The organism is Mumia spirodelae, assembly GCF_050632745.1.
Classification (GTDB): Bacteria; Actinomycetota; Actinomycetes; order Propionibacteriales; family Nocardioidaceae; genus Mumia.
This window is the reverse complement of sequence record NZ_JBODSD010000003.1, coordinates 113,657-136,885: the sequence shown is the minus strand read 5'-3', so window position 1 is coordinate 136,885 and position 23,229 is coordinate 113,657. Positions and strand designations below refer to the sequence as shown.

27 protein-coding genes are annotated in these 23,229 nt (G+C 70.4%); 9 read left to right on the top strand and 18 right to left on the bottom strand.

Annotated features, from left to right (window positions below):
- Window positions 1-3: 3 nt before the first annotated feature.
- Both ACQSSQ_RS16200 and ACQSSQ_RS16195 read right to left on the bottom strand, forming a co-directional pair.
- Window positions 4-1,593: an ABC transporter permease gene (locus ACQSSQ_RS16200; protein ID WP_431328148.1), complete on the bottom strand. Its 1,590-nt coding sequence runs from the start codon at window positions 1,591-1,593 to the stop codon at window positions 4-6.
- On the bottom strand, window positions 1,590-2,519 hold the full coding sequence (locus ACQSSQ_RS16195; RefSeq protein WP_431328147.1) for an ABC transporter ATP-binding protein: 930 nt from the start codon (window positions 2,517-2,519) through the stop codon (window positions 1,590-1,592). The genes ACQSSQ_RS16200 and ACQSSQ_RS16195 overlap by 4 nt, the downstream gene beginning before the upstream one ends.
- An 81-nt stretch (window positions 2,520-2,600) precedes the next feature.
- Between ACQSSQ_RS16195 and ACQSSQ_RS16190 the strand changes: the two genes are divergently transcribed.
- From ACQSSQ_RS16190 to ACQSSQ_RS16180, 3 genes are all read left to right on the top strand, one after another.
- Window positions 2,601-3,113 carry a GbsR/MarR family transcriptional regulator gene (locus ACQSSQ_RS16190; RefSeq protein WP_431328146.1) on the top strand — a complete coding sequence of 171 codons (513 nt, stop codon included), beginning with the start codon at window positions 2,601-2,603 and terminating at the stop codon, window positions 3,111-3,113.
- A gap of 447 nt (window positions 3,114-3,560) precedes the next feature.
- Window positions 3,561-4,931 carry a replicative DNA helicase gene (dnaB, locus tag ACQSSQ_RS16185; protein ID WP_431328145.1) on the top strand — a complete coding sequence of 457 codons (1,371 nt, stop codon included), beginning with the start codon at window positions 3,561-3,563 and terminating at the stop codon, window positions 4,929-4,931.
- 164 nt (window positions 4,932-5,095) lie between these two features.
- Window positions 5,096-5,386, top strand: a complete 291-nt coding sequence (locus tag ACQSSQ_RS16180) for a DUF7660 family protein (RefSeq protein ID WP_431328144.1) — start codon at window positions 5,096-5,098, stop codon at window positions 5,384-5,386.
- 29 nt (window positions 5,387-5,415) lie between these two features.
- Here ACQSSQ_RS16180 and ACQSSQ_RS16175 read toward each other — a convergent pair whose 3' ends face one another.
- On the bottom strand, window positions 5,416-5,793 hold the full coding sequence (locus tag ACQSSQ_RS16175; protein ID WP_431328143.1) for a hypothetical protein: 378 nt from the start codon (window positions 5,791-5,793) through the stop codon (window positions 5,416-5,418).
- Between the two features lie 378 nt (window positions 5,794-6,171).
- Between ACQSSQ_RS16175 and ACQSSQ_RS16170 the strand changes: the two genes are divergently transcribed.
- A complete protein-coding gene (locus ACQSSQ_RS16170; protein WP_431328142.1) occupies window positions 6,172-6,750 on the top strand; it encodes a QsdR family transcriptional regulator in 579 nt (192 codons plus the stop codon).
- A gap of 2 nt (window positions 6,751-6,752) precedes the next feature.
- Here ACQSSQ_RS16170 and ACQSSQ_RS16165 read toward each other — a convergent pair whose 3' ends face one another.
- The 6 genes from ACQSSQ_RS16165 to ACQSSQ_RS16140 all read right to left on the bottom strand — a co-directional run bounded on the left by ACQSSQ_RS16165 (window position 6,753) and on the right by ACQSSQ_RS16140 (window position 14,256).
- Complete coding sequence (locus tag ACQSSQ_RS16165) at window positions 6,753-8,324, bottom strand: carboxylesterase/lipase family protein (protein ID WP_431328141.1); 1,572 nt, start codon at window positions 8,322-8,324, stop codon at window positions 6,753-6,755.
- A gap of 157 nt (window positions 8,325-8,481) precedes the next feature.
- Entirely contained in the window at window positions 8,482-9,402 is a 921-nt protein-coding gene (locus ACQSSQ_RS16160; RefSeq protein WP_431328140.1) for a methylenetetrahydrofolate reductase, read from the bottom strand.
- Window positions 9,403-9,407: 5 nt separating this feature from the next.
- Window positions 9,408-11,297 carry a T6SS immunity protein Tdi1 domain-containing protein gene (locus ACQSSQ_RS16155; RefSeq protein ID WP_431328139.1) on the bottom strand — a complete coding sequence of 630 codons (1,890 nt, stop codon included), beginning with the start codon at window positions 11,295-11,297 and terminating at the stop codon, window positions 9,408-9,410.
- Complete coding sequence (locus ACQSSQ_RS16150) at window positions 11,294-12,478, bottom strand: ATP-binding protein (RefSeq protein ID WP_431328138.1); 1,185 nt, start codon at window positions 12,476-12,478, stop codon at window positions 11,294-11,296. The genes ACQSSQ_RS16155 and ACQSSQ_RS16150 overlap by 4 nt, the downstream gene beginning before the upstream one ends.
- Window positions 12,475-12,912 (bottom strand): hypothetical protein, encoded by a 438-nt coding sequence (locus tag ACQSSQ_RS16145; RefSeq protein ID WP_431328137.1) that lies wholly within the window; start codon window positions 12,910-12,912, stop codon window positions 12,475-12,477. Before ACQSSQ_RS16145 ends, ACQSSQ_RS16150 begins: the two co-directional genes overlap by 4 nt.
- 174 nt (window positions 12,913-13,086) lie before the next feature.
- Entirely contained in the window at window positions 13,087-14,256 is a 1,170-nt protein-coding gene (locus ACQSSQ_RS16140) for a winged helix DNA-binding domain-containing protein (RefSeq protein WP_431328136.1), read from the bottom strand.
- Between the two features lie 160 nt (window positions 14,257-14,416).
- On the opposite strand from ACQSSQ_RS16140, the gene ACQSSQ_RS16135 reads away from it, so the two are divergent.
- Both ACQSSQ_RS16135 and ACQSSQ_RS16130 read left to right on the top strand, forming a co-directional pair.
- The gene (locus tag ACQSSQ_RS16135; RefSeq protein ID WP_431328135.1) at window positions 14,417-15,415 is read left to right on the top strand and encodes an RNA polymerase subunit sigma-70; all 999 of its coding nucleotides are present in this window, start codon (window positions 14,417-14,419) and stop codon (window positions 15,413-15,415) included.
- Window positions 15,412-15,918 carry a DUF6069 family protein gene (locus ACQSSQ_RS16130; RefSeq protein WP_431328134.1) on the top strand — a complete coding sequence of 169 codons (507 nt, stop codon included), beginning with the start codon at window positions 15,412-15,414 and terminating at the stop codon, window positions 15,916-15,918. Before ACQSSQ_RS16135 ends, ACQSSQ_RS16130 begins: the two co-directional genes overlap by 4 nt.
- Here the strand turns inward: ACQSSQ_RS16130 and ACQSSQ_RS16125 are convergent.
- From ACQSSQ_RS16125 to ACQSSQ_RS16100, 6 genes are all read right to left on the bottom strand, one after another.
- Window positions 15,857-16,252, bottom strand: a complete 396-nt coding sequence (locus tag ACQSSQ_RS16125; RefSeq protein WP_431328133.1) for a VOC family protein — start codon at window positions 16,250-16,252, stop codon at window positions 15,857-15,859. The two genes, ACQSSQ_RS16130 and ACQSSQ_RS16125, sit on opposite strands and share 62 nt — an antisense overlap.
- 45 nt (window positions 16,253-16,297) lie before the next feature.
- On the bottom strand, window positions 16,298-16,657 hold the full coding sequence (locus ACQSSQ_RS16120) for an MmcQ/YjbR family DNA-binding protein (RefSeq protein WP_431328132.1): 360 nt from the start codon (window positions 16,655-16,657) through the stop codon (window positions 16,298-16,300).
- 86 nt (window positions 16,658-16,743) lie between these two features.
- The gene (arr, locus tag ACQSSQ_RS16115; RefSeq protein ID WP_431328131.1) at window positions 16,744-17,163 is read right to left on the bottom strand and encodes an NAD(+)--rifampin ADP-ribosyltransferase; all 420 of its coding nucleotides are present in this window, start codon (window positions 17,161-17,163) and stop codon (window positions 16,744-16,746) included.
- Window positions 17,160-17,603, bottom strand: coding sequence for a YdeI/OmpD-associated family protein (locus ACQSSQ_RS16110; RefSeq protein ID WP_431328130.1), 444 nt, complete (start codon window positions 17,601-17,603; stop codon window positions 17,160-17,162). The genes arr and ACQSSQ_RS16110 overlap by 4 nt, the downstream gene beginning before the upstream one ends.
- 37 nt (window positions 17,604-17,640) lie before the next feature.
- On the bottom strand, window positions 17,641-18,723 hold the full coding sequence (locus tag ACQSSQ_RS16105; protein ID WP_431328129.1) for a cytochrome P450: 1,083 nt from the start codon (window positions 18,721-18,723) through the stop codon (window positions 17,641-17,643).
- A 47-nt stretch (window positions 18,724-18,770) separates the two neighbouring features.
- Window positions 18,771-19,652, bottom strand: coding sequence for a sigma-70 family RNA polymerase sigma factor (locus ACQSSQ_RS16100; protein ID WP_431328128.1), 882 nt, complete (start codon window positions 19,650-19,652; stop codon window positions 18,771-18,773).
- A gap of 79 nt (window positions 19,653-19,731) precedes the next feature.
- Between ACQSSQ_RS16100 and ACQSSQ_RS16095 the strand changes: the two genes are divergently transcribed.
- The 3 genes from ACQSSQ_RS16095 (at window position 19,732) to ACQSSQ_RS16085 (ending at window position 21,187) form a co-directional block, all read left to right on the top strand.
- Window positions 19,732-20,112, top strand: a complete 381-nt coding sequence (locus ACQSSQ_RS16095; protein WP_431328127.1) for a DoxX family protein — start codon at window positions 19,732-19,734, stop codon at window positions 20,110-20,112.
- A 115-nt stretch (window positions 20,113-20,227) separates the two neighbouring features.
- Entirely contained in the window at window positions 20,228-20,689 is a 462-nt protein-coding gene (locus ACQSSQ_RS16090; RefSeq protein WP_431328126.1) for an iron chaperone, read from the top strand.
- A gap of 36 nt (window positions 20,690-20,725) precedes the next feature.
- A complete protein-coding gene (locus ACQSSQ_RS16085) occupies window positions 20,726-21,187 on the top strand; it encodes a VOC family protein (RefSeq protein ID WP_431328125.1) in 462 nt (153 codons plus the stop codon).
- A gap of 13 nt (window positions 21,188-21,200) precedes the next feature.
- Here the strand turns inward: ACQSSQ_RS16085 and ACQSSQ_RS16080 are convergent, their stop codons facing one another.
- From ACQSSQ_RS16080 to ACQSSQ_RS16070, 3 genes are all read right to left on the bottom strand, one after another.
- Window positions 21,201-21,857 carry a class I SAM-dependent methyltransferase gene (locus ACQSSQ_RS16080; RefSeq protein ID WP_431328124.1) on the bottom strand — a complete coding sequence of 219 codons (657 nt, stop codon included), beginning with the start codon at window positions 21,855-21,857 and terminating at the stop codon, window positions 21,201-21,203.
- A gap of 16 nt (window positions 21,858-21,873) precedes the next feature.
- A complete protein-coding gene (locus tag ACQSSQ_RS16075; RefSeq protein ID WP_431328123.1) occupies window positions 21,874-22,167 on the bottom strand; it encodes a helix-turn-helix transcriptional regulator in 294 nt (97 codons plus the stop codon).
- A gap of 70 nt (window positions 22,168-22,237) precedes the next feature.
- Window positions 22,238-23,197 (bottom strand): DUF389 domain-containing protein, encoded by a 960-nt coding sequence (locus tag ACQSSQ_RS16070; protein WP_431328122.1) that lies wholly within the window; start codon window positions 23,195-23,197, stop codon window positions 22,238-22,240.
- Window positions 23,198-23,229 lie beyond the last annotated feature (32 nt).

Here is a 23,229-nt window from a genome sequence, read left to right as displayed (position 1 = left end):
ACGTCAGGTCTGGATGCTGCGCCTCCTGAACCCGGCGAACCCCGCGACGAGGAGGGCCACGGCGATCAGCGTGAGCCAGAGCAAGGGCGGCCAGGACAGGTCCTCGAGCGGGACGAGCGCAGGGTGCGAGAAGGGCGAGAGGTTGTCGACCCAGTCGGGGAACTTGAGCAGCGGCCCGAAGAACATGACCACCGCCGCGTACGTGATGCCGAGCCAGGCGAGCGCGGCGAACCGCGGCAGCCAGCCGATCAGGAGCACGGCGAGGCCGATCATCACCCAGATCGACGGCGCGTACGACAGGGCCGACCAGGTCAGCTCACCGACGCGACCGTAGTCGCCCGACACGAAGCCGTTCATCACGCCGGTGGCGAAGCCGGCGAGCGCCGTCCCGACCGTCGACGCCGCGAGGGCGACCAGGAGATGGCTGCCGAGGAACGTCGGACGGGAGAGCGCGGTCGCGAGCAGGGGCTCGGCGTGGCCGCTCGACTCCTCGGCCCGCGCCCGCAGGACCGACGCCACGCCGAACGCAGCCGCGCCGATCGCCAGCAGGAGCACCGCGCTCGCGTAGAAGCCCTCGATCAGCGCCTCTCCGCTCGTCTCTCCGCCGGTCAGCGTGCCGGAGAGGTCGCCATCGCCGACCAGGTCCCCGACGTCGTCGCCGATCGACCCGTACGCGAGCCCGCCGACCGCGAGACCGATCAGCCAACCGATGACGGTCGGCCGCTGGAGGCGCCAGGCCAGCTCGTACGCGCCGCCGCGCCACGCGTACTCCGCGGGTCCGCGGCGTGCAGGGACGAGACCGGCGCCGAAGTCGCGGCGCGAGTAGAGCGCACGCGCGAGCCCGACGAGTGCGACGGCCGCGACGAGCGAGAGCACCGCCGGCCACCAGCGCTCGTCGGCGTACGCGCGCATCTGCTGGCCCCAGCCGATCGGTGAGGCCCAGCTGAGCGCGCCGTTGCCGGCGTCGCCGATCGCGCGGAGCAGGTACGACAGGGCGATCACGGCGCCGCTCATGCCCCATGCCCCACGCGTCGTGCTGCTGACCTGGCAGAACACGAGCGCGAAACCCATGAACACGAGACCGGCGCAACCGAGCGCGGTCGCGAGGGCCCAGGAGCCTGCGGCCGGGAGTCCGGTGGCGATGAGGAGCAGGGCGACCAGGACGACGAGAAGGACGTTGGTCGCCGTCGTCACGATCACGGCGGCCGCGGACGTGGCGGCGCGGCCGGTGACGTCGGCCCGGATCAGCTCGTCCTGGCCGTTCTCCTCGCCGGCGCGGGTGAGCCGGACGACGAGGAACGTGCCCATCAGGCCGGCGAGGACCGCCCCGAACGCCGAGGTCTGCCATGCGGTCTGGCCGCCGAGGGTGTTGAGCGCGTAGTCGGGCCCAGCCATCGCGAGCAGCGCCGGGTTGCCCTGGACCGACGCGGCGAGCCGGTCGAGGGACTCCTGGTCGGGATACGTCGCCTCGAGGCTCACGGAGGTGACGTAGTAGAGCGCCGCGATGCCGAGCACCCACCACAGCAGGGCGAAGCGGGACCGGCGCAGTGCGAACCGGACCAGCGCCCCGGTGCCGGTGAAGGCGTCGCTCACGGCACGCGCTCCTCGTCCGGCTCCTCCTCGGCGGGGAGCTCGTCGCCGTAGTGCCGGAGGAAGAGCTCCTCGAGCGTGGGCGGTGTGCTCGTCAGGGCCGTGATGCCGAAGCCGCCCAAGGTGCCGAGGGTGTCGCCGATGCGGCTGGTGTCGACCTCGAAGCGGGCCCGCGTGCCGTGCGCCTCGACGACGAGGTCGTGGATGCCGTCGAGCCGGTCGAGGCCGTCGATCGGACGCTCGGTCGTGACGTCGACGGAGGTGCGGGTCAGGTGGCGCATCTCGGCGAGCGTGCCTGACTCGACGGTCCGGCCCTCACGGATGATCGTGACGCGGTCGCACAGGGCCTCGACCTCGCTCAGGATGTGGCTGGAGAGCAGCACCGTACGACCCTCCTCGCGGACGTCCTGCACGCAGGAGCGGAAGACCTCCTCCATCAGCGGGTCGAGGCCCGAGGTGGGTTCGTCGAGCATGAGCAGCTCGGCGCGCGCCGCGAGGCCCGCGACGAGGGCGACCTTCTGACGGTTGCCCTTGGAGTACGACCGTCCGCGCTTGGTCGGGTCGAGCTGGAACCGTTCGACCAGCTCGTCGCGCCGCTTGCGGTCGACCCCGCCGCGCAGCCGTCCGAGCAGGTCGATGACCTCGCCACCGGAGAGGTTGGGCCACAGCGTCACGTCACCCGGGACGTACGCAAGCCGGCGGTGCAGCGCGGTGGCCTCCGACCACGGGTCGCCGCCCAGGAGACGTGCGGTGCCGGAGTCCTTGCGCAGGAGGCCGAGCAGGATGCGGATGGTCGTGGACTTCCCGGCCCCGTTGGGGCCGAGGAAGCCGTGGACCTCACCGGTGGTCACCGTGAGGTCGAGCCCGTCGAGGGCATGCGTGGTGCCGAAGCTCTTGTGGAGTCCGGCGATCTCGATCGCCTCAGTCACCGTCACGACGTTACACATGATTCAGAAATCTGTGAAGGATAGAGTGGGCCACGGGAATCGAGTCGTACGAGGAGGTGGCACGTGACGGCAGGCGACCCGCTGGCGGACTTCGTCGAGCGCTTCACCGCGATCATGCGGGACTCCGGCGTCCCGCCGATGCCCGCGCGCACCTTCGCGTACGTCCTGGGGCTGGGCCGCCGCAGCTATACGGCCGCGGAGCTCGCCGAGGCGACCGGAGCCAGCCCGGCCGCGATCTCGGGTGCCGTCACCTACCTCGTCGGGGTGGGGATGCTGGAGCGGCATCGCGGGAGCGACCGGAGGCACCACTACCGGCTGCCGCCGGGCGACCCGTGGGCGTCGATGATCCGCCGACGCGAGCCGATCCTGGTCCGCTGGTACGAGGCGATGGCCCAGGCCGCGAAGGATCTCGGGGAGCAGCACGACGAGCGCGGCGCGCCGCTGGAGCTGGGCGCGATGTTCTTCGCGTTCATGGCGGAGGAGACGCCGGCGATGATCGACCGCTGGGAGGCGTACCGGGACGAGAGGTTGAGGGAGCTCAACCATCCGTCGGACGGCGACGACCGGTCAATGTAGAAGGCTTCCAGCCTGTGTGCAACTCGGCGAGACACGCCCGTCAGCGACTTTCGATCCACACGCGGGGGACATCGTTTCCCCAGGTCAGCCCACAGGTGTGGAAAGAGGCCCCGCACAATCCACACAGATACCCACAACCTGTGCACATGCACAAGCCGGGTTATCCACACGAATGTCTCCCGGATCCACAAAGGCTGTTGACGACGGACTTCGCGACCGGGTGCTCACGAGCGTAGTTTGCTTCTCGTTCGGTGGGTGTTCGAGAGCTCGTCTTCCGCGGCAGGGCCGGCTGCGGGTTCCTCGATGTCCGTCGGTGGTCCCCCGTACGCTCAAGGTGAATGACACACGTGTGATTCACCTTGAGTCCGTCCGGTGGGTCCTCGGTGTCAGTGACGGGTTCGAGCGTACGAGGAGTGGCGCGAGTTGAGCGTTGCCGAGCTGGGAGCGGTGCCTGAGCCGCCGGACGACGAGTACGGCGGCTACGGAGGTAGCCAGGTCGACCGCACCCCGCCGCAGGACAACAACGCGGAGCAGTCCGTGCTCGGCGCGATGATGCTGTCCAAGGACGCCATCGCCGACGTGCTCGAGTCGGTCAAGGGCGTCGACTTCTACCGCCCGGCGCACGAGGAGATCTTCGACGCGATCCTCGACCTCTACGGTCGCGGAGAGCCCGCCGACGCTGTCACCGTCTCGGCCGCGCTGCAGCGTCGTGGCGAGCTCGCCAAGATCGGCGGCGCCCCCTACCTCCACACGCTCGTCGCCAACGTCCCGATCGCGGCCAACGCGGGCTACTACGCCGACATCGTGCGTGAGAAGGCGATCCTGCGCCGCCTCATCACCGCCGGCACCAAGATCGCGCAGATGGGCTACGCCGGTGAGGGCGAGATCGACGACATCGTCGACACCGCGCAGTCGGAGGTCTTCGGTGTCACCGAGCAGCGCACCTCCGAGGACTACTCCGTCCTCAACGACCTCATGGAGGCGACGTTCGACGAGCTCGAGGCGATCGCCGCGCGCGACGGCCAGATGGCCGGCGTCCCGACCGGGTTCGCGGACCTCGACCGGCTGACCAACGGCTTCCACCCGGGACAGATGATCGTCGTCGCCGCACGACCCGGTGTCGGCAAGTCCACCCTGGGGCTGGACGTGTGCCGTGCGGCCGCGATCAAGCACGGGCTCACGACCGCCATCTTCTCGCTGGAGATGAGTCGCATCGAGATCACGATGCGACTCCTGTCCGCGGAGGCGCGGGTCGGTCTGCACGAGATGCGGTCGGGCTCGCTGAGCGACGACCAGTGGGCCAAGCTGGCGCGCCGCATGGGCGAGGTCTCGACGGCGCCGCTGTTCATCGACGACTCGCCCAACATGACGATGATGGAGATCCGGGCCAAGGCTCGCCGGCTCAAGCAGCGCCACGACCTCAAGATGATCGTCATCGACTACCTGCAGCTGATGACGTCGGGCAAGAAGGTCGAGAACCGTCAGGTCGAGGTCTCGGAGTTCTCGCGTCAGATCAAGCTGCTCGCCAAGGAGCTCGAGGTGCCGATCATCGCGATCAGCCAGCTCAACCGTGGCTCGGAGCAGCGCACCGACAAGCGGCCGATGCTGTCCGACCTTCGTGAGTCCGGCTCGATCGAGCAGGACGCCGACATCGTGGTGCTGCTGCACCGGCCCGACATGTACGAGCAGGAGTCGGAGCGCCTCGGCGAGGCCGACTTCATCGTCGCCAAGAACCGCTCGGGACAGCCGGGTACGGCCACGGTCACCTTCCAGGGCCACTACTCGCGGTTCATCGACATGCCGAAGGAGTTCGGCTGACAGCCTGACTTGAGGTCCAGCGGAGTTTGACCAATCCAGCTTTTGGCGTCCAACGTGTGGCCAAACTGACAGAAGAGGCTGGAAAGGGCGTGGCCGCTCTGACAAGAGAGGTTGGACAGGGCTGAACCTGCGGTAGATCGGTGGAGAAGGAATAGGCTATTTGAGTGTCGTCCGATGAGCTTCTCTCGCCCGATGCTGCGATCCCGGACCGGCGCACGTTCGCCGAGTTCCTTCGTGTGCTTGCACATGACGCTCGGACCCGACCCGACCGGTGGCAGCGCACCGACGTTGCCACCTTCCTGGACGTGCTCGCGCAGTACGTCGTCGATGATGTTGACGCGTTTCACCGAAACTGGCGCGGATCGCCTGCGCCGGACCCACCCTCGTGGCGGCTTGTTGCAGACCTTCTCTCCGCGGGACGTTCGGTGTACGCAGACTGGGATGTCGAGGCGTAGGGCCCGCTCCGCTGGATCGCACAGGTGAATCAGCCGCCGCCGGCCATCAGGCGGTCGATCAACTCCTCGAGGTCCCACACTGCCGCAGGTTCCAAGCCTGACGCCTCCTGTGGAGTTGCGTCACGGATTGATCCGCGTTCGTAAATACTCACAGAACCCGAGATCGGATCGTCGACGCGGAAGGATGGCGGCCAGTCGTCGTCTGGACGGGTGCTGGGATATGTCCCGACCACGGGTGTGTCCTCGGAGCCCAAGACGTCGTCGAATACGCCGACCACGAAGTTGAACCGGCGCTCGCCAACGGGCGGATGACCCGGCGTTGAGGTGCGCGTCTCGTAGAAGGCAACGGCGGTGTCTTTGAGGACGCGCCCGTAGGCGTATGTGCCGTCAGGGAGACTCAGCTGCACAACGGAGCCGACGGATGGTTTTCGACGCCTCACGACCTGAACTCGCAATCCACAGTAATGCGGACAAGTTCAGCTGCTTCCGTCACTCGGTCCGCCAGTTTCACGGACCGTGACGCTACCAAGTTCGTCTCGTGGCCGGCTGTCGAAACTGGGCAACACGTCTCATCGCGACTCCGTGTGCCGTCGAGCCACGAGGCGTCAAGGGTGGTGAGATCTGGACATCGATCCCGGTCACACCTGGACAACTTCGTCTGGATTCGCTGGCTCACGGGGACGCATTGGTCAATCTGTCCTGGATCTCACAAGCGCGACAGTCACCGCTCTCGCGCGCCACGGATCATCTTGCTGGGCCGCGCCGTTCGTGATGCGATGACGCGCATGCCGACCCGGGTGATCGCGTACGAGGATGCGCTGGCCGTCGCCCGTGCGTGGTTCCTCGACGGGCGTCCTGTCGACATGCGCGCGCTGGCGGACCGGCTCGCCGTCGGCCGGGCGACGCTGTACCGCGTCGTGGGTAGTCGCGAGCGCCTCCTCGGTGACGTGATCGGGGCGCTCAGTGAGAGGACGCTCGACTTCGCGCTCGACCGAGCGGCGTGCAACGGTGTCGCGGCGGGCGTCGACCGCATCGTCGCGACGGCGCGGATCATGAACCAGTCCGTCATCGACTTCGGACCGCTGCGCACGTTCATGCGCCACGAGCCCGAGTCCGCGTTCCACATCCTCTTCATGCCGACAGCACGGGTGCACTCTCGAACCGTCGCCGCGTGGCGCCGGGCCCTGACGGCGTCGGCCGAGGCGGGCGACCTCCGCCTTCCCGCCGAGGCCGGGCGCGTGGCGTACATGCTCGTCCGGATCGGCGAGTCGATGGTGTACGCCGACCTGCTCACCGACCGCGAGCCCGATCTCGACCTGGCGGCCGCGCTGCAGCGCTCACTGCTCACCAGCGCCTCGTCCTGACCTCAGCCCAGCTGCGACCAGTACCCGCAGTGCGCCGCAGCGGCGACATCCTCGGTCCGGATGCCGCCGGTCGCGGGGAGGTCGAGGGCGAGGACGTCGCTCGCACCGTCGTACTCCTGCCAGTGCGGCAGGCCCTTGCCGTACGGGCGCCCGTGCGCGGCGAAGCTCGTCCAGTACGCGACCATCGCGTCCGAGAGGCGCTCCTGCTCAGGGCTGAGCCCGTCGCCGAACAGGCCCGGGAACAGGAACGGCAGCTCGGTGGCGTGCGCGGCACCGTTCTGCGTGCCGAGCAGCGGGATCAGCGGGTCGGCCGTGCGGTCCTGGAACTGGTACGCGAACACGTGGGCGCCCCGCGAGGCGGACGCGACCTCGTACGCGTCCACGTGGGTGCACGTCGACAGCGGGCTGCCGTAGTCGCTGAAGACGGTCGACAGGGCGATGACCGGCGAGGCGTACGCGTCGACCGGGTAGCGCGCGAGCACGCCATCGCCGGCCGGCCCGAACCTCGCCATGATCGCGCCGGTGTACTGCGCGGCCGTCAGCGCCGTGCCGTACTGGAGCGGGATGAACAGCCGATTCTCGTCGAGCGTGTTGCCGTGCATGAGGTCGACACGGTTGGCGGTGCCGGAGGCGATCGCGTCGCCGGGCTCCTGCGGGAGCGCGGTGCCCCCGACGGCGAGCGCACCGCCGGTCCACGCACGCAGCAGCGTCTCGGCGTCGGTCGTGCGCAGGCAAGCGACCGTGTCGTCGGCACAGCCGACCGCGGTGGCGTACGAGGTCCCAGCCGCCTGCGCGGTCGCGAGCGAGGCCAGACCGGCGGTGCAGGAGTAGCTCTGCGCGATCGCTCGCTGGAACAGCCCGCGCGCCGACGGCGACGCAACATTCGCGCACACCGACGCGCTTCCGGCCGACTCCCCGAAGACCGTCACGTTGCGCGGGTTGCCGCCGAAGGCGCGGGCGTTGCGGCGGACCCATCGCAGCGCGGCCTGCTGGTCAAGGAGGGCCGCGTTGCTCGTCCCGAGCGCGGGGTGCGCGAGGAAGCCGAACGGGCCGAGGCGGTAGTTGATCGTCACCACCACGACATCACCCTGCGTCGCGAGCTTGGACGCGTCGTAGGTGGCGCCGTTGCCGGTGAGGAAGGACCCGCCGTGGATCCAGACCATCACCGGCAAGCCGGCGTTGCGGGCCGAGCGACCCGCGGGTGTCGTGACGTTGAGATAGAGGCAGTCCTCGTCGAACGTCGTCGGGTTGCCGGTCCCGTTGCCGAGCTGGGCGCACTGCGAGCGCGGCGCGGTGGCGTCGAGGGTCCCCTGCCAGCGGTCCACCGGCTGCGGTGCGCGGAACCGCAGCTCCCCGACGGGCGGGGCCGCGTACGGGATGCCCTGGAAGGTGCGCGCAGCACCGTCGGCGGTGCCGCGGATGGTGCCGTCGGTGACGCGGACGAGGGTGCTGTCGGGGTGTCCCGCCGACATTGCCGGCGCCGGCGCGGCCAGGGTGGCGCCAACCAGGGCGACCAGGCTGAGCGTGGCGAGCGCGAAGCGTGCGAGCGGGCCTCGCGGTCGCGGAGAGGGCATGGCGTGCTCCCGGGGGTAGAGGACGCGGCGCCTCACCGCGACCGCGCATCGTGACGCTAGTCACGCTCCGACGCGACCGCCAGACCCGCGCGGCAACGTGAGACCGCGTCCCAGAGGGGCGAGCCCACGGCCACCGCGGTTGACCGGCCAGCGAACCTCAGCGGTGGAGCTCCGCTCGCAGCCGCGACGCGAGGTCGACCGACGCCTCGATCTCAGCTCGCCGGTTGGACACGCTCTCCACGTTGAGGCCGAACGGGACACCGAGACGGCGGCAGAAGGCCATCAGCTCGAGGGCCGTTGCCAGCGCATGCTCGAGCGAGGTCTGCAGGGTGTCGTCAGCATGCTCCAGCTCGTTCTGGATCCACCGCGGCACGTCGACGCCGAGCCACTTGAGGAACTCCAGCGTCTTCATCGAGCCGCACACGGAGAACGTGAACACGATCGGCACCGGATCGATCCCGCGAGCGGCGCACTCGTACCGGTAGTCCGAGACAAGGTCCTTCGCCGCGTTGATGTCGTAGACCACCTGGGTGACGAAGAACGTGCAACCGGCGGTCTGCTTCGCGAGGAGCCGCAGATGCTCCCGCTCGCTGCGCGCGTGGCGCTCCGGGATCGCGACACCGCCGAGCAGCAGGTCGGGCGTGATTTCCGCCCGCAGTGACTGGGCGCGCGACAAGGACGTCGCCACCGGTTTGTCGCGGGAGGAGGCCCCGACGAAGACGGAGAGCGTACGGTCGGTCTCCTGGTCGCTCAGCCACGACCGGAGGTCCTCTTCCTCGTACTTCCCGACCGCGCGGTAGACCACGACAGGGCGGGCCCATTCGGCCAGGTGCCGGGTGAGGTAGTCGGCCGGATTCATCGTCGGCAGGAACGGGAAGGGCCGTTCCTCCGCATTGCGGTCGCTCTCGTCCTCGATGTCGTAGAGCACCAGGCCGTCCGGTCGCAGGGCCTCCAGGCGCGACATGGTGACGTCTGCGATCTCCTGCGCCTTGTCCGGGGACGTCGTCCCGCGCGGCGGCGTGACCGCGAAGAGCAGGAACTCGCCCTCGCGCTCGGTGATGCGTCGCTGCAGATCCATGCCGGTCAGTGTCCGATCACGCCTTGCAGCTCCACCATCGTCCGGATGGCGGTGATCGTGTCGCGCATGTGCAGGTTCTCCACCGTGGCCGATCCGCCGAGCGACAGCAGGGGCACGAAGATGAACGACCTGTCGTAGGGCAGGTCGCCGTGAGCGGCGGTCGCCTGGGGGAAGAGGTCCCAGTTGAAGGTCTCCGAGAGCTCCTCGGCTCCATCAAGGACCGTGAGTCGGACGAAGGTGCGCATCGTGGTGCCGAGCCCGACGGTGCGGCCCTCCCGGAACAGGATGCCGACGACCCCCACGCTGGGTTCCCAGGTGATCAGGTCGCCGAGGCCCGTCACCATGATCGGGATGGCGATGCCGTCGCCCTGGGTCTTGCCGATGCAGTCACCGACCGCCGTCAGGTACTCCGAGGGGTTGATGATCCGGAGGAACCCGTCGGCGAAGGTCCCGTAGCCGTACTGCTCCCACATCGCGACGAGCTCGTCGGGCACGCGCCCACGGAAGCTCGCGACGACCTCCCGCTCGACGGGCGCGTGCGGGACGAAGTCGGTGATCCCGAAGATGCGGTCGCCGTCTCCTGACCCCTCGACACCGCTGGAGTCGGCGGCCACCGTGCGCGGTTGGGGTCGCGGATCTCGACCACCGAAGTCGGCCACCCGGTCCCAGATCCAGCCCGCCATCGATGCGGCGACGGGTTCGTCGGGCTGCCCGCTGCGGCGCTTGACCAGTGCACCGAACGCCACCACGACCAGGTACGCCCCAGCGTCGTCGGTCAGCACCGGTTCCCAGGCGTCGTTCTCAGGCCAGTCCGGGTACGCCGCGGGATCCGCCTCGATCGCGCTGGTCATGGCGCGGATCTCGGCCGCGGACATCAGGCGGAACGGCTCGGGCTGCCGCCAGGTAGACCCGGTGCCTGGCCGCTGGCCGTCGTGCCAGGTCACTAGATCGTCCGCGGCCATGGCGCCGGGCATGTCGGCCTCGTCAGCGAACGAGGCTCCGGGCGCCAACGTGGCGCGCAGGTCGGCGGGCATCGCGTCCTCCAACGCGGCCAGCGCGGATCGCAGGTCGATGCCGAGCTCGCGGTCGCGGAGCTGCTGCCAGGTCATCTCGAGCACGCCGGTGCGTCGGACGTCCTCCATCGAGTAACCCTGCGCGTCGGCGTTCTCGACGATCCGCTGCATCGTCTGCGCGGTCCCCAAGAGGTACTGGAACTGGCCCTCGGTCGGATCCTCGCGCAGCAGCCGCCGAGCGAGCTGCTCGGCGTCGGCGAACCGGTACTGCACCAGGTAGGCCCACCCCAGCATCACCGAGACCCAGGAGTCCGCCGCATCGGCACGGATGGCTTCCTCCGCCGCGGGGACGAACCGGTCGGGAGGCGCGAAGCTCCCCAGCAGGTACACCGCACGCAACCCGAGTGCCGTGGAGAGCTCGTCCGGCGCCGTCCGAGCACACAGCGCCACCGCCTCGTCGAGCTGGTGCCACCCGTCGTCGTGCTCGCCGGAGAACGCCAGTGCGCTGCCCAGCTCCATCCAGTCGTCCCACTCCTCCTGGCTCTCGCCGAGCACGGTGCGCGCCCACTGCAGCGCCTCGGGATAGTCGTGCTCAGCAGCCGCCAGGTGCCGCACGGCACGAGCCGCGTTGATGAACTGGCTGTCGCGACGGCCCGCCACCCGCAGATAGAGACGCCGCGCCTCGTCCGTCGCGCCACAGGCTTCGCGGTGGTTGCCGAGCAGCAGCGACGCGCTGCTCCGCTCCGGCTGGACGGCGAGCACCCGGAGCGCCAGCTCGGCGACCTTGGGATGCGTGGGCTGGGCGCCGAAGAGCTCCCACGCGAGGTCGAGGTCCCGCTCCGCAGCGCCTGGGTCGTCGGAGCGTGCGAGGTCGGGGGTCATCGCATGCCTCGCTTCACTCGGTACGCCCGGAGCTGGTCGAACGTCCCATCGTCGACGCCGTACTCCAGGACCGGCGCCACCTGGTCGAACCAGGACGTCGTCGACGGGACGATGCTGCCGACCGTGGCAAGCATCGCGGCGGTCGTGACAGGCACGAGGGCCCCGCTGCTCATCGACCGGGCCATCGCCTGCTGCAGCACCGTGGTCGCCAGGTGACTGAGGTCAGCACCGGAGAATCCTTCGGTCGCCGTCGCCACGGCGACGACATCAACATCGTCGGCCGGCTTGCCCTCCAGCGCCCCACGGATGATCGCCGCGCGGGCGGTCGCGTCCGGCGGCAGCACCAGCACCGTCTTGTCGATCCGACCCGGTCGGCGCAGCGCGGAGTCGATGTCCCACGGCCGGTTCGTCGCAGCCAGGAAGTAGACGCCGTCGTTCGTGCTCGCCACACCGTCGAGCTCCTCGAGCAGCTGGGTCACGAGCATCCGCATCGACTGCGACCCGCCGCCACCGGACGTACGTCGTCCGCCGAGCGCGTCGAACTCGTCGAAGAAGATGACGCACGGCGCTGCTGCGCGGGCATCGCGGAACACGCTCTGGACCGCCTTCTCGCTCTCCCCGATCCACTTGCTGAGCAGGTCGGCGACCGTGACGTGGATGAAGGACGCTCCGAGGTCGCCGGCGATCGCCCGGGCGATGAACGTCTTCCCGCAGCCGGGCGGGCCGTACATCAACAGCGACCCGCCGGGCCTCTGCCCGAAGGCCGCTGCAAGCTCGGGGTTGCGCAGCGGGGCGAGGAACGTGGTGTCCAGGTGCTGCTTGACCTCGGCGAGCCCCGCGACGTCGTCCGGCGTCACCGCAGGGCGCTCGGCGTCCCACAACGACGCGGGCGCAGCAGCGCTGCTGCCCTCCTCGGCCGCGTCGGTGTCGGTCGGCGCAGGGGCCGGGACCGGGTTGGACGTGCGCAGGCGCGCGGCCATCAGCCGGGCGCGCAGAAGTCGGGTCCGCGCGGGATCGCCGCCGAGCGCCTCCAACGCCTGCAGCTCGGTGCTGGCGCGGTCCGGATCGTGCTCCAGCAGCAGCGTGACGAAGTCCTCGCGCAGTGCCAGGTTGCCGGGGTCGGCCTCCACCTCGGACGCGATCACGTCGATGAAGCCGTCGTCCGGATGAGTGCCGCTCACTCCGCCGGCTCCTCGATCCAGCCCTTGAGCAGACCAAGGTTCGCCAACGGGATGTAGTGGCCGATGCGCGGATGGTCCAAGGTCACGCCGGCGACGCCGGACTGTCCGAACGCGGCGACGTAGTCGATCGCGGCGGGCATCGGCACGCCGAACAGCGGCACCGGTCCACCGTCGGCGTCGGCCAACCGGAGGACACGGCCGGCGTCGCTCGCCCGTGCGGCGCTGCTGTAGAGGCAGATCATCGGGCCGTGCTCGAACGCCACGGCGTACGGACGAGGTTGTTCGGCCGAGCCTCGAGCGAGGAAGAACCAGCGCTCCAACCGGGCGACCTGCTGCCACAGTGCGATCTGCGCCGCCGTGTCTCCGGCGGGAGCCGCCTTGACCGCCTCGTTCAGGCGGTCGAGCTCGGCAACCATCTCGGGGTCGTTGTCCATCGTCGTTCGGTTCGCTTTCGTCGGGTTGGGGCCAAGCCAACCATCTCGGCCGGACAAGCGTCAGTACGATCCGCGAGGTGGAACAAGGAGCAGCCGTGCTCACCTTCCAGGCACACTGCTCGCGCTTCATCGACATGTCGAAGGAGTTCGGCTGACGAGGCGGGGCATTCTTGGCTAGCGGGACCTGCGTGCGGCCTTCTTGGGCCAGCAGCTCCAGGGAGTTCCTGGTGGCCAGGGAGAATCGATCTCGTGAAACCGGACGTCCTGCTCGTCCGCGCGGAGCGCGACGAAGCGCAAGAGCTTCAACCCTTCCGAGATGACCTCGTCCTTCGCGCGCTTCGGAACAGGCTGGAAAACCCGGACGATCAGCGTCGCGGTCGTGTCGACGTGCCGGACTCGCCACAAGCCGTGCACGAATCCGTCGAGGGTCATCGCGGCCTCGAGGAAGGTGTGCCTGCGCTGCTCGTCATCGACCACCCGGTTGCGGTCGTGATGAGCCAGCAGCACGTTGTCCAGCGGCGCCAGGAACCGGACGGGAGCGTCGACGTCAGGATCTGGCCGGGGCGCATCCGGCAGGTCGAAGAGCTCACGGCCCTCCTCGCTTCGGAAGACCTGCAGCCTCGGCCGCAGCTCAGCAATCGCATGCCGCAGGCCGGTCAGCCCGCTCCATGCCTGCACGTCCCGCGTCGAAGCGGGTCCGAAGGCGGCCAGGTATCGCAGGACCAGTCGTTGCGCCGGGTCGTCGGGGGCGTCTTCGGGGGGCGCCCCCAGCCAGCGAGCTGCGCTGAGAAACGGCGTCTTGCCGCGCCATTCCCACGTGCCGTCCGGCGGCGGGTGGACCACGGTAGTCAGGAACTGGACCGACCGGGCCAGCGCCATCGGGTCTCGGTCGGGCCACTTCTCAGCAAGCGCTCGCCCGAGATCGGGACGGGTGAGGGGCCCGTCAGCGAGCAACGAGTGCGCCGTGGCGACCAGCTCCTCCGGGTCGATCCCCGACGTCGCTCGGCCGAAGGCGTTGCGCTGCACCCGGACGAGCATGGGGCGCAACAGCTCCTGAATCCACCAGTAGTCACGGGCGAGCACGATGTGCTGCGTTCCACGGAACAGTGAACCGCGTACGACGGTTCGATCGTGCAGCAGCGTCTCCAGCGCGTCGGGCTGCGCGTCACGGATGCGTGACCAGAGGCCGACGTAGGGGGGTTCGGGGTCTTGCGCGTTGAGTCCGACCAGGTGGCCGATCACCTCCTCGGCCGACCTGGCTTCCCTTTCCAGCAGGAGCTGACGGGCAAGCGTTGCCCGATTGAGCTGGCGGTTGCTCAGGGATTCCACGGTGATCCGTTCCATGGTCGGGTGCGACGCTTCCAGGTTTTCGCGCGGTGGCACGGCGGTGCAAGCCGGCTGCGGTTCGTGGCCGCGGCGCTCGTGCGGCCTGCTGGTGATGAGTTGCCGCGCTCTTCCCCGTCACACCTACAACGGGACAACGAGGTGGCGGAAGGATGTTGCGATGAGGACGGACACGCGGCTGGAGGAGCGGGACATGAGCGGTCTGAGCACCGTCGACGAGCCGGAGTTCTCGAGGCTGGCTGAGCGGCACCGCCGAGAGCTGCACGTGCACTGCTACCGGATGCTCGGGTCGTTCCAGGATGCCGAGGACACGGTGCAGGAGACGTTCCTCCGTGCGTGGCGGCGGCGGGAGACCTTCGAGGGCCGGTCGACGTTCCGGGCCTGGCTGTACCGGATCGCGACCAACGCCTGCCTGGACCTGCTCGCCAAGCGGCGCCCTGAGCCCGCCACCGGCGGCGAGGTGCTCTGGCTGCAGCCGTACCCGGACCGGCTGCTCGACGAGCTGCGCGCGGACGACAACGACGAGCCGGAGACCGCCGCCCTCGCGCGGGAGACGATCGAGCTCGCCTACCTGGTCGCCGTCCAGCACCTCGCGCCGAGACCCCGAGCGGTGCTGATCCTGCGGGACGTGCTCGGCTGGCCGGCGAAGGACGTCGCGGAGCTCCTCGGGGACTCCGTCAACTCGGTGAACAGCGCGCTGCAGCGGGCCCGCGCCGGCATGCGCGAGCATCTCCCCGCCGAACGGCAGGACTGGACCGGCGGCGAGGAGGACACCGGGACGCGCGAGCTCGTACGCCGCTTCACCGACGCGAGCGTGGCCACGGACGTCGACGCCCTCGCGACCATGCTGCGCGAGGACGTCCGGTGCTCGATGCCGCCCACCCCGGGCCTGCACGTCGGTCGCGAGGCGGTGGTGGCGGACTGGATCGCGGACGGCTTCGACCAGATGACGGGCCTCCGCGCCGTCCCCACGTCCGCGAACCGTCAGCCCGCCGTGGCCTTCTACCTCTGGCAGGACCAGGAGCACGCCTACCTCCCGCTGACCCTCGACGTGCTCCGCATCTCGGGCGGAGCGATCGCCGAGATCACGACCTTCCACGACGACCAGTTCCCGCGGTTCGCGCTGCCGGAACGGCTCCGGAAGGGTGAGCCCGCGTGAAGGACACGCGAGTCGTCGCGGACGCGGGGACGGCCCAGACCCGCCATGCCCACCAGCTCCGCAGGCTCGCGGGCACCGGACTGGGGGCGACCCTCGTGGCGATGGTCGCCACCACCCTCGTCGCCGCGATCGCCCGCGCTGCCGGTGTCTCCCTCGAGATCCCCGAGGGCGGCGAGACCATCCCGTTGCCCGGGGTCGCCGTGATGACCGGCTTCTTCTCGGTCGTAGGCGTGGTCATCGCCGCGGCACTGCGACGTCGGAGCACACGGCCCGCCGACCGGTTCGTACGGACGACTGTGGCGCTGACTGCGCTCTCGTTCGTCCCGCCCTTCCTCGTCGACGCGAGCACCGCCACCATCACCACGCTCCTGGGGCTGCACCTCGTCGCCGCGACGGTGATGATCCCGACCTTGGCGCGGAGCCTCCGTGCTCTCAGCGAGGCTAGGCCGAGCCCTCCTTCGCCGCCTCGAACAGCTCGACGAGGTTCCCGGCCGGGTCGGTGAGCAGGCGTTGGCGACCGCCGGGTCCCTCGACGACGTCGCCGAGGAAGGCCAGCCCTGCTGCCTCGAGGCGCGCGATCTCGACATCGAGGTCGTCGAGGACGAGGAGGAGGCGGTTGCGCCCGGGCACGTTCAGCTCTGCGGGAGTGGCGCGGGCGCCGGAGCTCGTCGGTCCCGACAGCAGCAGACGCAACGAGCCTCGCAGCACCTCGGTGAAGGCGGGAGGACGCGCGAAGCCCACGGAGAATCCGAGGTGGTTGCTGTAGAACTCGGTCGCGGCCTGCACGTCGTCGACGAGGTAGCGGACCGTCACCTGCGTGGAGTGGTCGTCGTCCATGCTGGACGCCCCCTCACTGGTTGCGGTGGGGATCCCGCCATCATCTCAGCCTGGGCCGTGGGGATGCGCGAGGTCGTAGGCACGCGACAGCTTCTGCGGGACCACCATGCGCCAGGCGTCGACGACGAGCTCGCGGGCCTCCGCCCGATCCAGGGACGCGAGGTCGGCGTGGACCCAGTTGAAGCGCAGGTCCGACTCCGACGGCATCTGGAACTTGTGCGGCTCGGACGCGACGAGCGCCTCCCGCTCCTCCTTGGGGAACGCGAATCCCATCACGGTCTCGTCGAGCGAGAACGCCACGTACACGATCTGCTTCACGCGGAACTTCACACGACCGCGTACGTAGACCTCGTACGAGCGCTCGAGCTCGGACCCCAGCGCCCGGACGTCCTCGATCACCGCCATGCGTGCTGCCCGCCCATGTGAGTAACGCTCCTCGTTGTGCCGCCTACGGGTCGACCGTGGCCGCGGGCAGGAGTCATCGGTCGCGATCACTCGTCGATGGCCTCGATGCCCTGGCGCTTCAGCTCCTCGAGGTGGTCGCGCATGTGCTGGAGCACCTCGGGCGGGTGGGGTTCCCAGTCCGCGACCTCGCCGAGCACGCGCAGCGGATCTCTCGTGCGGTAGGACCGCGTGGGGTTGCCCGGGAACTTCTTGTCCGTCACGTTCGGGTCGTCCTCGAACGGTCCGGTCGGCTCCACGCGATAGATCCGCCCCGGACCGTCGCCCACCGCGAGCTCCGCGCCCCAGGTCGCCGCATCGAGCGTGGCGGTGAAGTAGAGGAAGTTGGCCTTCCGCCGCGTCCCGTAGTTCGAGGTGCAGCCAGCGGAGAGGATGCCGCCGGGTTCGAGCGCAGCCTTCGTCCCGTGGTAGAAGGGGCCCGCGTCCGGACGGTCGGTCTCCGCGGTCACCGCGCGGTCCCCCGCAGGTCGTCGATCGCCTTCTGGACACGACGTGCACGCGTGTCGGGTTTCTTCGCAGCCTCGATCACGCGGACGTGCTGCCGCTTCTGGCTCACCGTGAGCCGGTCGTACGCCGCCTGCGCGGCCGGGTCCGCGGCGAGTGCCGTCGCGAGGTCCTCGGGCTCCTCGACCGTGAGGGGGACGTCGTCGCGCGCCACCTCGACCTCGACCTGCTCGCCGACGGACACGCCGGCGGCGGTGCGGTTGGCGTTGCTGAGCCCGATGAGGTTGCGGCCGCGCATGATCGCGATCCGCGTGCTCCACGTGTGGCCGTTGATCGTGACCGTCACGCGGGGCCGCGCGCCCCCGTCCAGGGACGCGACGATCTCGGGCGGCACCTCCAACCCCTTCATCGGCTCCGGCGGTTCCACCTCGGCGCGGAACTTCATCTGTCCTCTCCTTCCGTACGCGGCGACCTTCGCCCGATCACTGCACCCGGACCGGCACCGTCCGGAACCCCGCCACCGGTGGCTCCTCCCGCGTCGGCGGCCGCGACGCGTCGAGCGTGACCCGTCCTGCTGCCAGCAGCGCGCGGACGAGGAGGCGGAGCTCGAGCGTCGCGAGCGGGCGCCCCGGGCAGACGTGCGGCCCCGCGCCGTAGACGAGGTTCGCGGCGGCGTGGCCTTCGGGGTCGAACGCGTCCGGGTCGCCCATCGCCTCAGGGTCGCGGTTCGCCGCTCGCCAGTCGAGGACGACCTGCTCACCAGCGCTCACGGGGCACCCGCCTGCGGACGTGTCGACGGTCGCGACCCGGCGGTTCGACACGAAGGGGTCGTCGAGGCGGAGCACCTCCACGATCGCTGCATCGAGACCGGGGTCGTCGGCCTCGGCCAGCACGGACTGGTGCTCCGGGTGGGTGGCGAGCCAGTGCACGACCACGCCGGCGCACAGCGCGAGCGACGACAGGTCACCGCCGGTCCAGTTGCGCAGGATCGACACGATCTCGTCGTCGGTCAGCGTGCGTCCGTCCTCGGTCCGCAGTCCTGCCAGCTCTGCCGTGACGTCCGCGGGTTCGCCCGCAGTGCGCCGGGCGTCGAGCAGGGCGCGGACGATCGCGTCGAAGCGCGCGGCGACGTCGCTCGTACGGGCGGTGTCGCCGGACCGGCTGGCCGCGCGGTTGTCGGCGACCCACGCGAGCAGCACGTCCTCGAGCTCGGCGGGCCAGCCGAGCCATGCGGACTGGGCGCGTACGGCGAAGCGCGCGCCGAGGTCCTCCACGGCGTCGAACGCTCCGGCACCGAGCTCAGCGACGACGCCTCGGGCGACCACCGCGAGGTCCGCAGCGAGCACCGCCATCCGGTCCGGCGCGAAGAACGGGTCGAGCATCCGCCGGAACATCGCGTGCTCGCTGCCGTCGAGTCCGTTCGGCACCTGGAGGAACCGCGACACCGCGTTCGAGAAGACGGCCGGATCGTGCGCGGCCTCCATGACGTCGGCGTGACGTCGCAGCACCAGGCGACCTGCGGTGTCACGGGCGGTCCGGGGAAAGGCGTCCGAGTGCTCGCTCACGGAGGTCACTCTCCGGCATTTCGGGTCGCCTCGCACCGGGGACGGTGTCAGCCGGGGAACTCCGGGAGGTCCATCGCCGCGAGGCGGTCGGCGTCGGTCACCGACCGCATCGCGACGATCTTCGCGTCGACGACGGTGCAGGCCATGACGGCCAGCGGCCTGCCGTTCGCGTTCCACACGACGATGCCGGCCTCGCCGTCGACGCGGACCGGACGCACGACCGCCGCCGCGTGCGCGACGGCCCGTGCCGCCCGGTCGGCGACCTCGACCGCGCCGTGCTTGACGATGACCCCGCGTGCGGTGCGGGACCGCCACGTCACGTCCGGGTCGAGCAGCCTCAGAAGCGCCGCGAGGTCACCCCCACGGGCCGCGGCGAGGAACGCGTCGACGACCTCGCGCTGCCGGTGCCGCTCGCTCGGCTCCGCGGAGCCCTGCACCTTCCGCCGGGCGCGGCTGGCGAGCATCTTGGCCGCGTCCGGCGACCGGTCGAGGATCTGGCCGATCTCTTCGAACGGCACGGCGAACAGGTCGTGGAGCACGAACGCGAGCCGCTCCGCCGGACGGAGGGTGTCGAGGACGACGGTCAGTGCGAGGCCGACCGACTCGCCCAGCACCGCCTCGTCCTCGGGCGCCGCGTCCTCGTCCTCGGTGACCACCAGCGCGGGCAGCTCGTCGTCGTACGACGCCTCGGGCCGTGCCCGACGCGCGCGCAGCATGTCGAGGCACACGCGCCCGACCACGGTGGTCAACCAGCCGGCGAGGTTGTCGATCGCGTCAGGGTCCTGGCGCGACAGCCGCAGCCAGGCCTCCTGCACGGCGTCCTCGGCGTCCGCCCGCGACCCGAGCATCCGGGCGGCGACGGCGACGAGGCGTCCACGGTGCTCCTCGAACGCGGCCGCCACGGCGTCGTCACCGGCGGATCGGCTCATGCTGTTACCTCCCACGTGCGGGTGCCGTCATCGGGATGACGGGCCCGGAGGGGCAGACGTAACGGAACGGGAGAGACGCATGAACCTCGCACTGTGGATCATCACCGGCCTGCTGGCCACCATCTTCCTCGTGGCGGGTGCCAACAAGCTGTTCATCCCTCGGGAGAAGCTCGCCAAGGCGCCCGGTGGAGGGTGGGTGAACGACGTCAGCCCGGGCTTCATCAAGACGCTCGGGGCGCTCGAGCTGCTGGCCGCGGCCGGACTGGTCCTGCCCGCCGCCCTCGACATCGTGCCGGTCCTGGTTCCGCTCGCGGCCGTAGGTGTCGGCGTGATCATGGTCGGCGCGGCGGTCGTGACCTCCCGGCGGCACGAGTACGCCCACGCGCTGCTCAACCTCACCTACCTCGGTCTCGCGGTCGTCGTGGTGTGGGGCCGCTTCGGCCCCGAGTCGTTCGGCTGACGCCGCGGACAAACCGATCACGAATCGAGAAGCCCCGCCCGCGCCGGTACGGAATCGTAGGGATCACGGCGCAACCGCGCCGGACACCGAACCACTCGCCGAGGAGCGACCCGCGATGACCACGAACAAGAAGACCAGCACCAAGACCACCTCCGCCCCGGGCTTCACCGACGAGGAGCGCGCGGCGATGAAGGAGCGCGCCGAGGAGCTCAAGGCGAGCGGGCGCGGCGGGGCCAAGAAGGCCGACAACCTCAAGGCGCTGCTCGCGAAGATCGACGAGATGGGGGACTCGGACCGCGTGATGGCCGAGCGCATCCACGCCATCGTCACCCGCGTCGTACCGGATCTGGAGGCCAAGACCTGGTACGGGATGCCCGCGTACGCCGACAAGGCCGGGAAGGTCGTGTGCTTCTTCAAGGCCGCGGGCAAGTTCGACGACCGGTACGCGACCCTCGGCTTCGAGGCCGCGGCGAACATCGACGAGGGAAGCATGTGGCCCACGTCGTACGCGCTGACGGAGCTCACCGACGCCGACGCGGCGCGGGTCGAGGAGCTCGTGAAGCGCGCGGTGAGCTGAGGCCGCAGTGTCGGCGCGGCGTGCCAGAGTGACGCCATGAGCCGTGAAGTCCAGATCACCTTCGATGCCCACGACCCGCGGGCGCTCTCGTCCTTCTGGCGGGACGTCCTCGGCTACGTCCACCCAGGGCCGCCCGGCGTCGAGCTTCCCGAGGGCGCGGACCCGCTCGCGGCGTGGGACGACTTCCTGGCGCGTCTCGGCGTGCCGGAGGATCAGCGCAACTCCCGGTCGGCCGTCGAGGACCCCGACGGAGCGGGTCCGCGCCTCTTCTTCCAGCAGGTGCCGGAGGACAAGGTCGCCAAGAACCGCGTCCACCTCGACGTCCGCGCGGCGCCCGGGCTGGAGGGCGAGGCGCGCATGGCCGCGCTGGAGGGGGAGTGCGAGCGCCTCGTCGCGCTCGGGGCGACCCGCGTACGCCGTCACGACCCCGAGTCCCCGATGGATGCCGGCCACATCGTGATGACCGACCCGGAGGGCAACGAGTTCTGCCTCGACTGACGAGGGCGGCGGTCTAGCGCCGGCGGACCGTCGCCAGCCAGGCGGGAGCTCCGTGGTCGTGGAACCGCGTCTCGATCCGCTCCTCCTCGACGGAGACGACGGCCCAGCCCGTGCTCTCGTCGAACGTCGCGGTCAACGCGCCCCGACTGACAGGATGCGGCCCGAGGTCCGACCCGACGTCGCTCAGGCACAGGACGTACGCCGTTCCCCCGTGACGGGTCGCCGTCGCGAGGCTGGCGACGTACTCCGGGCGCTCCTGCTCGTCGAAGGTGTGGAACAACCCGCAGTCCAGGACGCTGGCGAACGTGCGGCCGAGCCGTTCCAGCCGAAGGGCGTCGGCGACGGTGAGCTCGACGTCGAGGCCTCGGTCGTCGGCCTTCCCGCGGGCGATCGCGAGCGCCGTCGCCGCGACGTCCACGCCGACGACGGACAGTCCCTGGGCGGCGAGGTGCAGGGCGTTCTCGCCCGTCCCGCAGCCGGCGTCGAGGACCGGCCCGGTGAACGCGCCCCGCGACGCGAGGCGTACGACCGCGGGTTGCGGCCCGTCGACGTCCCAGGGCGCGGGTCCGTCCTCGTACGACGCGTCCCACGGCTGCCCGCTCATCCGCTCGTGGCTGGTCGGCCGCCGGCCCGCGTACGGATCGTCGCGATCTCGGGAAGGATCTGACACGCCTGCCCCCTCGGGGTCAGTCTGCCCCGGCGGTCGCGAACAGGCGAGGGGCGGCCGGCTGCGTCGGTCGCGCGGCGCGCAGCGCCGTCACGTACGCGTAGGGCGATGCCCCGTACACGAGCGCGAACTGCTGGCTCAGGACCCGTGCGGAGATGCCGGCTCCACGGGCGAGGGCTTCGACGTCCAACGGCAGGGCGTAGTCGCGGGCGATCCGGTCCCGGACGCGGCGGAGCCGGACGACCTCGGCCAGGTGCTCCAGGGTCGCGGGACTGCTCGGCGCGCTGCGCGCGGACGTGACGTTCATGCACATGCCTCCACGGTAGGAACGGCTCCCGCGAGGTGCTTCTCGATTCCTGCTCCGTGTGCCCGGGCGCCCCTTGTCAGCGCCCTTGGCGTCGTCGCATGAGCCGTGCGCGCTGGCGCGAGACCCGCGACCACACCGTCTGCTGGACGGCGAGCGTGGCCCACCCCGCCAGCGCCATCCCGGAGATGTTGACGAGGAGCTGGAGCGAGCTGCCCCAGACCTCGTCCCAGTGGGCGAACGCCAGGCCGAGCGCGACGTTGCCTGCCGCCGGGATCGTCGTCACCGAGATGAAGACACCCGAGAGCCCGCCGATCTTGGCCGAGGTGAGGGAGAGGACCCCGGCAGACGCGGCGATGACCGCGACGACGAACGACCACTTGTCCGGCGAGTAGATGAACGCGGTGTCGGGTCGGGGCTCCGCCAGGATGTCCGGAGTGATCCAGCCCGCAAGCCGCGCGACGAGGACCAGGCACGTCGTGACCAGGATCGCGAGCACGAACCCCCACACCAGCGTTCGCACCGCGAGGACGAGGAGCTGGTAGCGGCGGCGTACGAGGGCGACCCCGAGCGCGGCGATCGCGCCGAACTCCGGTCCGAGCACCATCGCGCCGATCACCAGGATCAACGAGTCCACGACGATCGCGATCGACGCGAGGGTGGTCGCGAGGACCATGAACGACATGAACGTCCAGTTGGCCTCGGAGTCCTCGTAGGCCTGCTGCGTGACCTCGGCCCACACCACCGAGTCGGCGCTGCTGCCGGGCGTGAGCTTCTCGGCGTCGTACCCGGCCCGGGACAGCCAGGTCTCGACCGGGTCGAGCTGGACGGTGCCGCGCCGGTGCACGCCGAGCTCGCGGAGCCGGTCGACCACCTCGTTCGCCGCCTCGCGGGCGATGTCGGCCTCGACGAGGTCGCCGGGCGGTTTGGCGGCCGCGCCCCGGACCACGACGACGGTGCTGACCGCCGTGTCCGCCGTGAGCAGCGCGGTCACCTCGTCGGTCAGGTCCGACGGCGCGACGATGCGTAGGTGCAGCACGTCCGCAGTCTTGCGCATCCCATGGGGCGCGC

Excerpts from the sequence above, each read along its gene's own strand:
- ACQSSQ_RS16125 (WP_431328133.1), bottom strand. The coding sequence starts at position 16,252 with ATGGACGACGACCACTCCACGCAGGTGACGGTCCGCTACCTCGTCGAC.
- ACQSSQ_RS16075 (WP_431328123.1), bottom strand. The coding sequence starts at position 22,167 with ATGTGCATGAACGTCACGTCCGCGCGCAGCGCGCCGAGCAGTCCCGCG.
- ACQSSQ_RS16120 (WP_431328132.1), bottom strand. The coding sequence starts at position 16,657 with ATGGCGGTGATCGAGGACGTCCGGGCGCTGGGGTCCGAGCTCGAGCGC.
- ACQSSQ_RS16090 (WP_431328126.1), top strand. The coding sequence starts at position 20,228 with ATGACCACGAACAAGAAGACCAGCACCAAGACCACCTCCGCCCCGGGC.
- ACQSSQ_RS16135 (WP_431328135.1), top strand. The coding sequence starts at position 14,417 with ATGAGGACGGACACGCGGCTGGAGGAGCGGGACATGAGCGGTCTGAGC.
- ACQSSQ_RS16170 (WP_431328142.1), top strand. The coding sequence starts at position 6,172 with ATGCCGACCCGGGTGATCGCGTACGAGGATGCGCTGGCCGTCGCCCGT.
- ACQSSQ_RS16100 (WP_431328128.1), bottom strand. The coding sequence starts at position 19,652 with ATGAGCCGATCCGCCGGTGACGACGCCGTGGCGGCCGCGTTCGAGGAG.
- ACQSSQ_RS16095 (WP_431328127.1), top strand. The coding sequence starts at position 19,732 with ATGAACCTCGCACTGTGGATCATCACCGGCCTGCTGGCCACCATCTTC.
- ACQSSQ_RS16165 (WP_431328141.1), bottom strand. The coding sequence starts at position 8,324 with ATGCCCTCTCCGCGACCGCGAGGCCCGCTCGCACGCTTCGCGCTCGCC.
- ACQSSQ_RS16145 (WP_431328137.1), bottom strand. The coding sequence starts at position 12,912 with ATGGACAACGACCCCGAGATGGTTGCCGAGCTCGACCGCCTGAACGAG.
- ACQSSQ_RS16155 (WP_431328139.1), bottom strand. The coding sequence starts at position 11,297 with ATGACCCCCGACCTCGCACGCTCCGACGACCCAGGCGCTGCGGAGCGG.
- ACQSSQ_RS16110 (WP_431328130.1), bottom strand. The coding sequence starts at position 17,603 with ATGAAGTTCCGCGCCGAGGTGGAACCGCCGGAGCCGATGAAGGGGTTG.
- ACQSSQ_RS16085 (WP_431328125.1), top strand. The coding sequence starts at position 20,726 with ATGAGCCGTGAAGTCCAGATCACCTTCGATGCCCACGACCCGCGGGCG.
- ACQSSQ_RS16160 (WP_431328140.1), bottom strand. The coding sequence starts at position 9,402 with ATGGATCTGCAGCGACGCATCACCGAGCGCGAGGGCGAGTTCCTGCTC.
- ACQSSQ_RS16140 (WP_431328136.1), bottom strand. The coding sequence starts at position 14,256 with ATGGAACGGATCACCGTGGAATCCCTGAGCAACCGCCAGCTCAATCGG.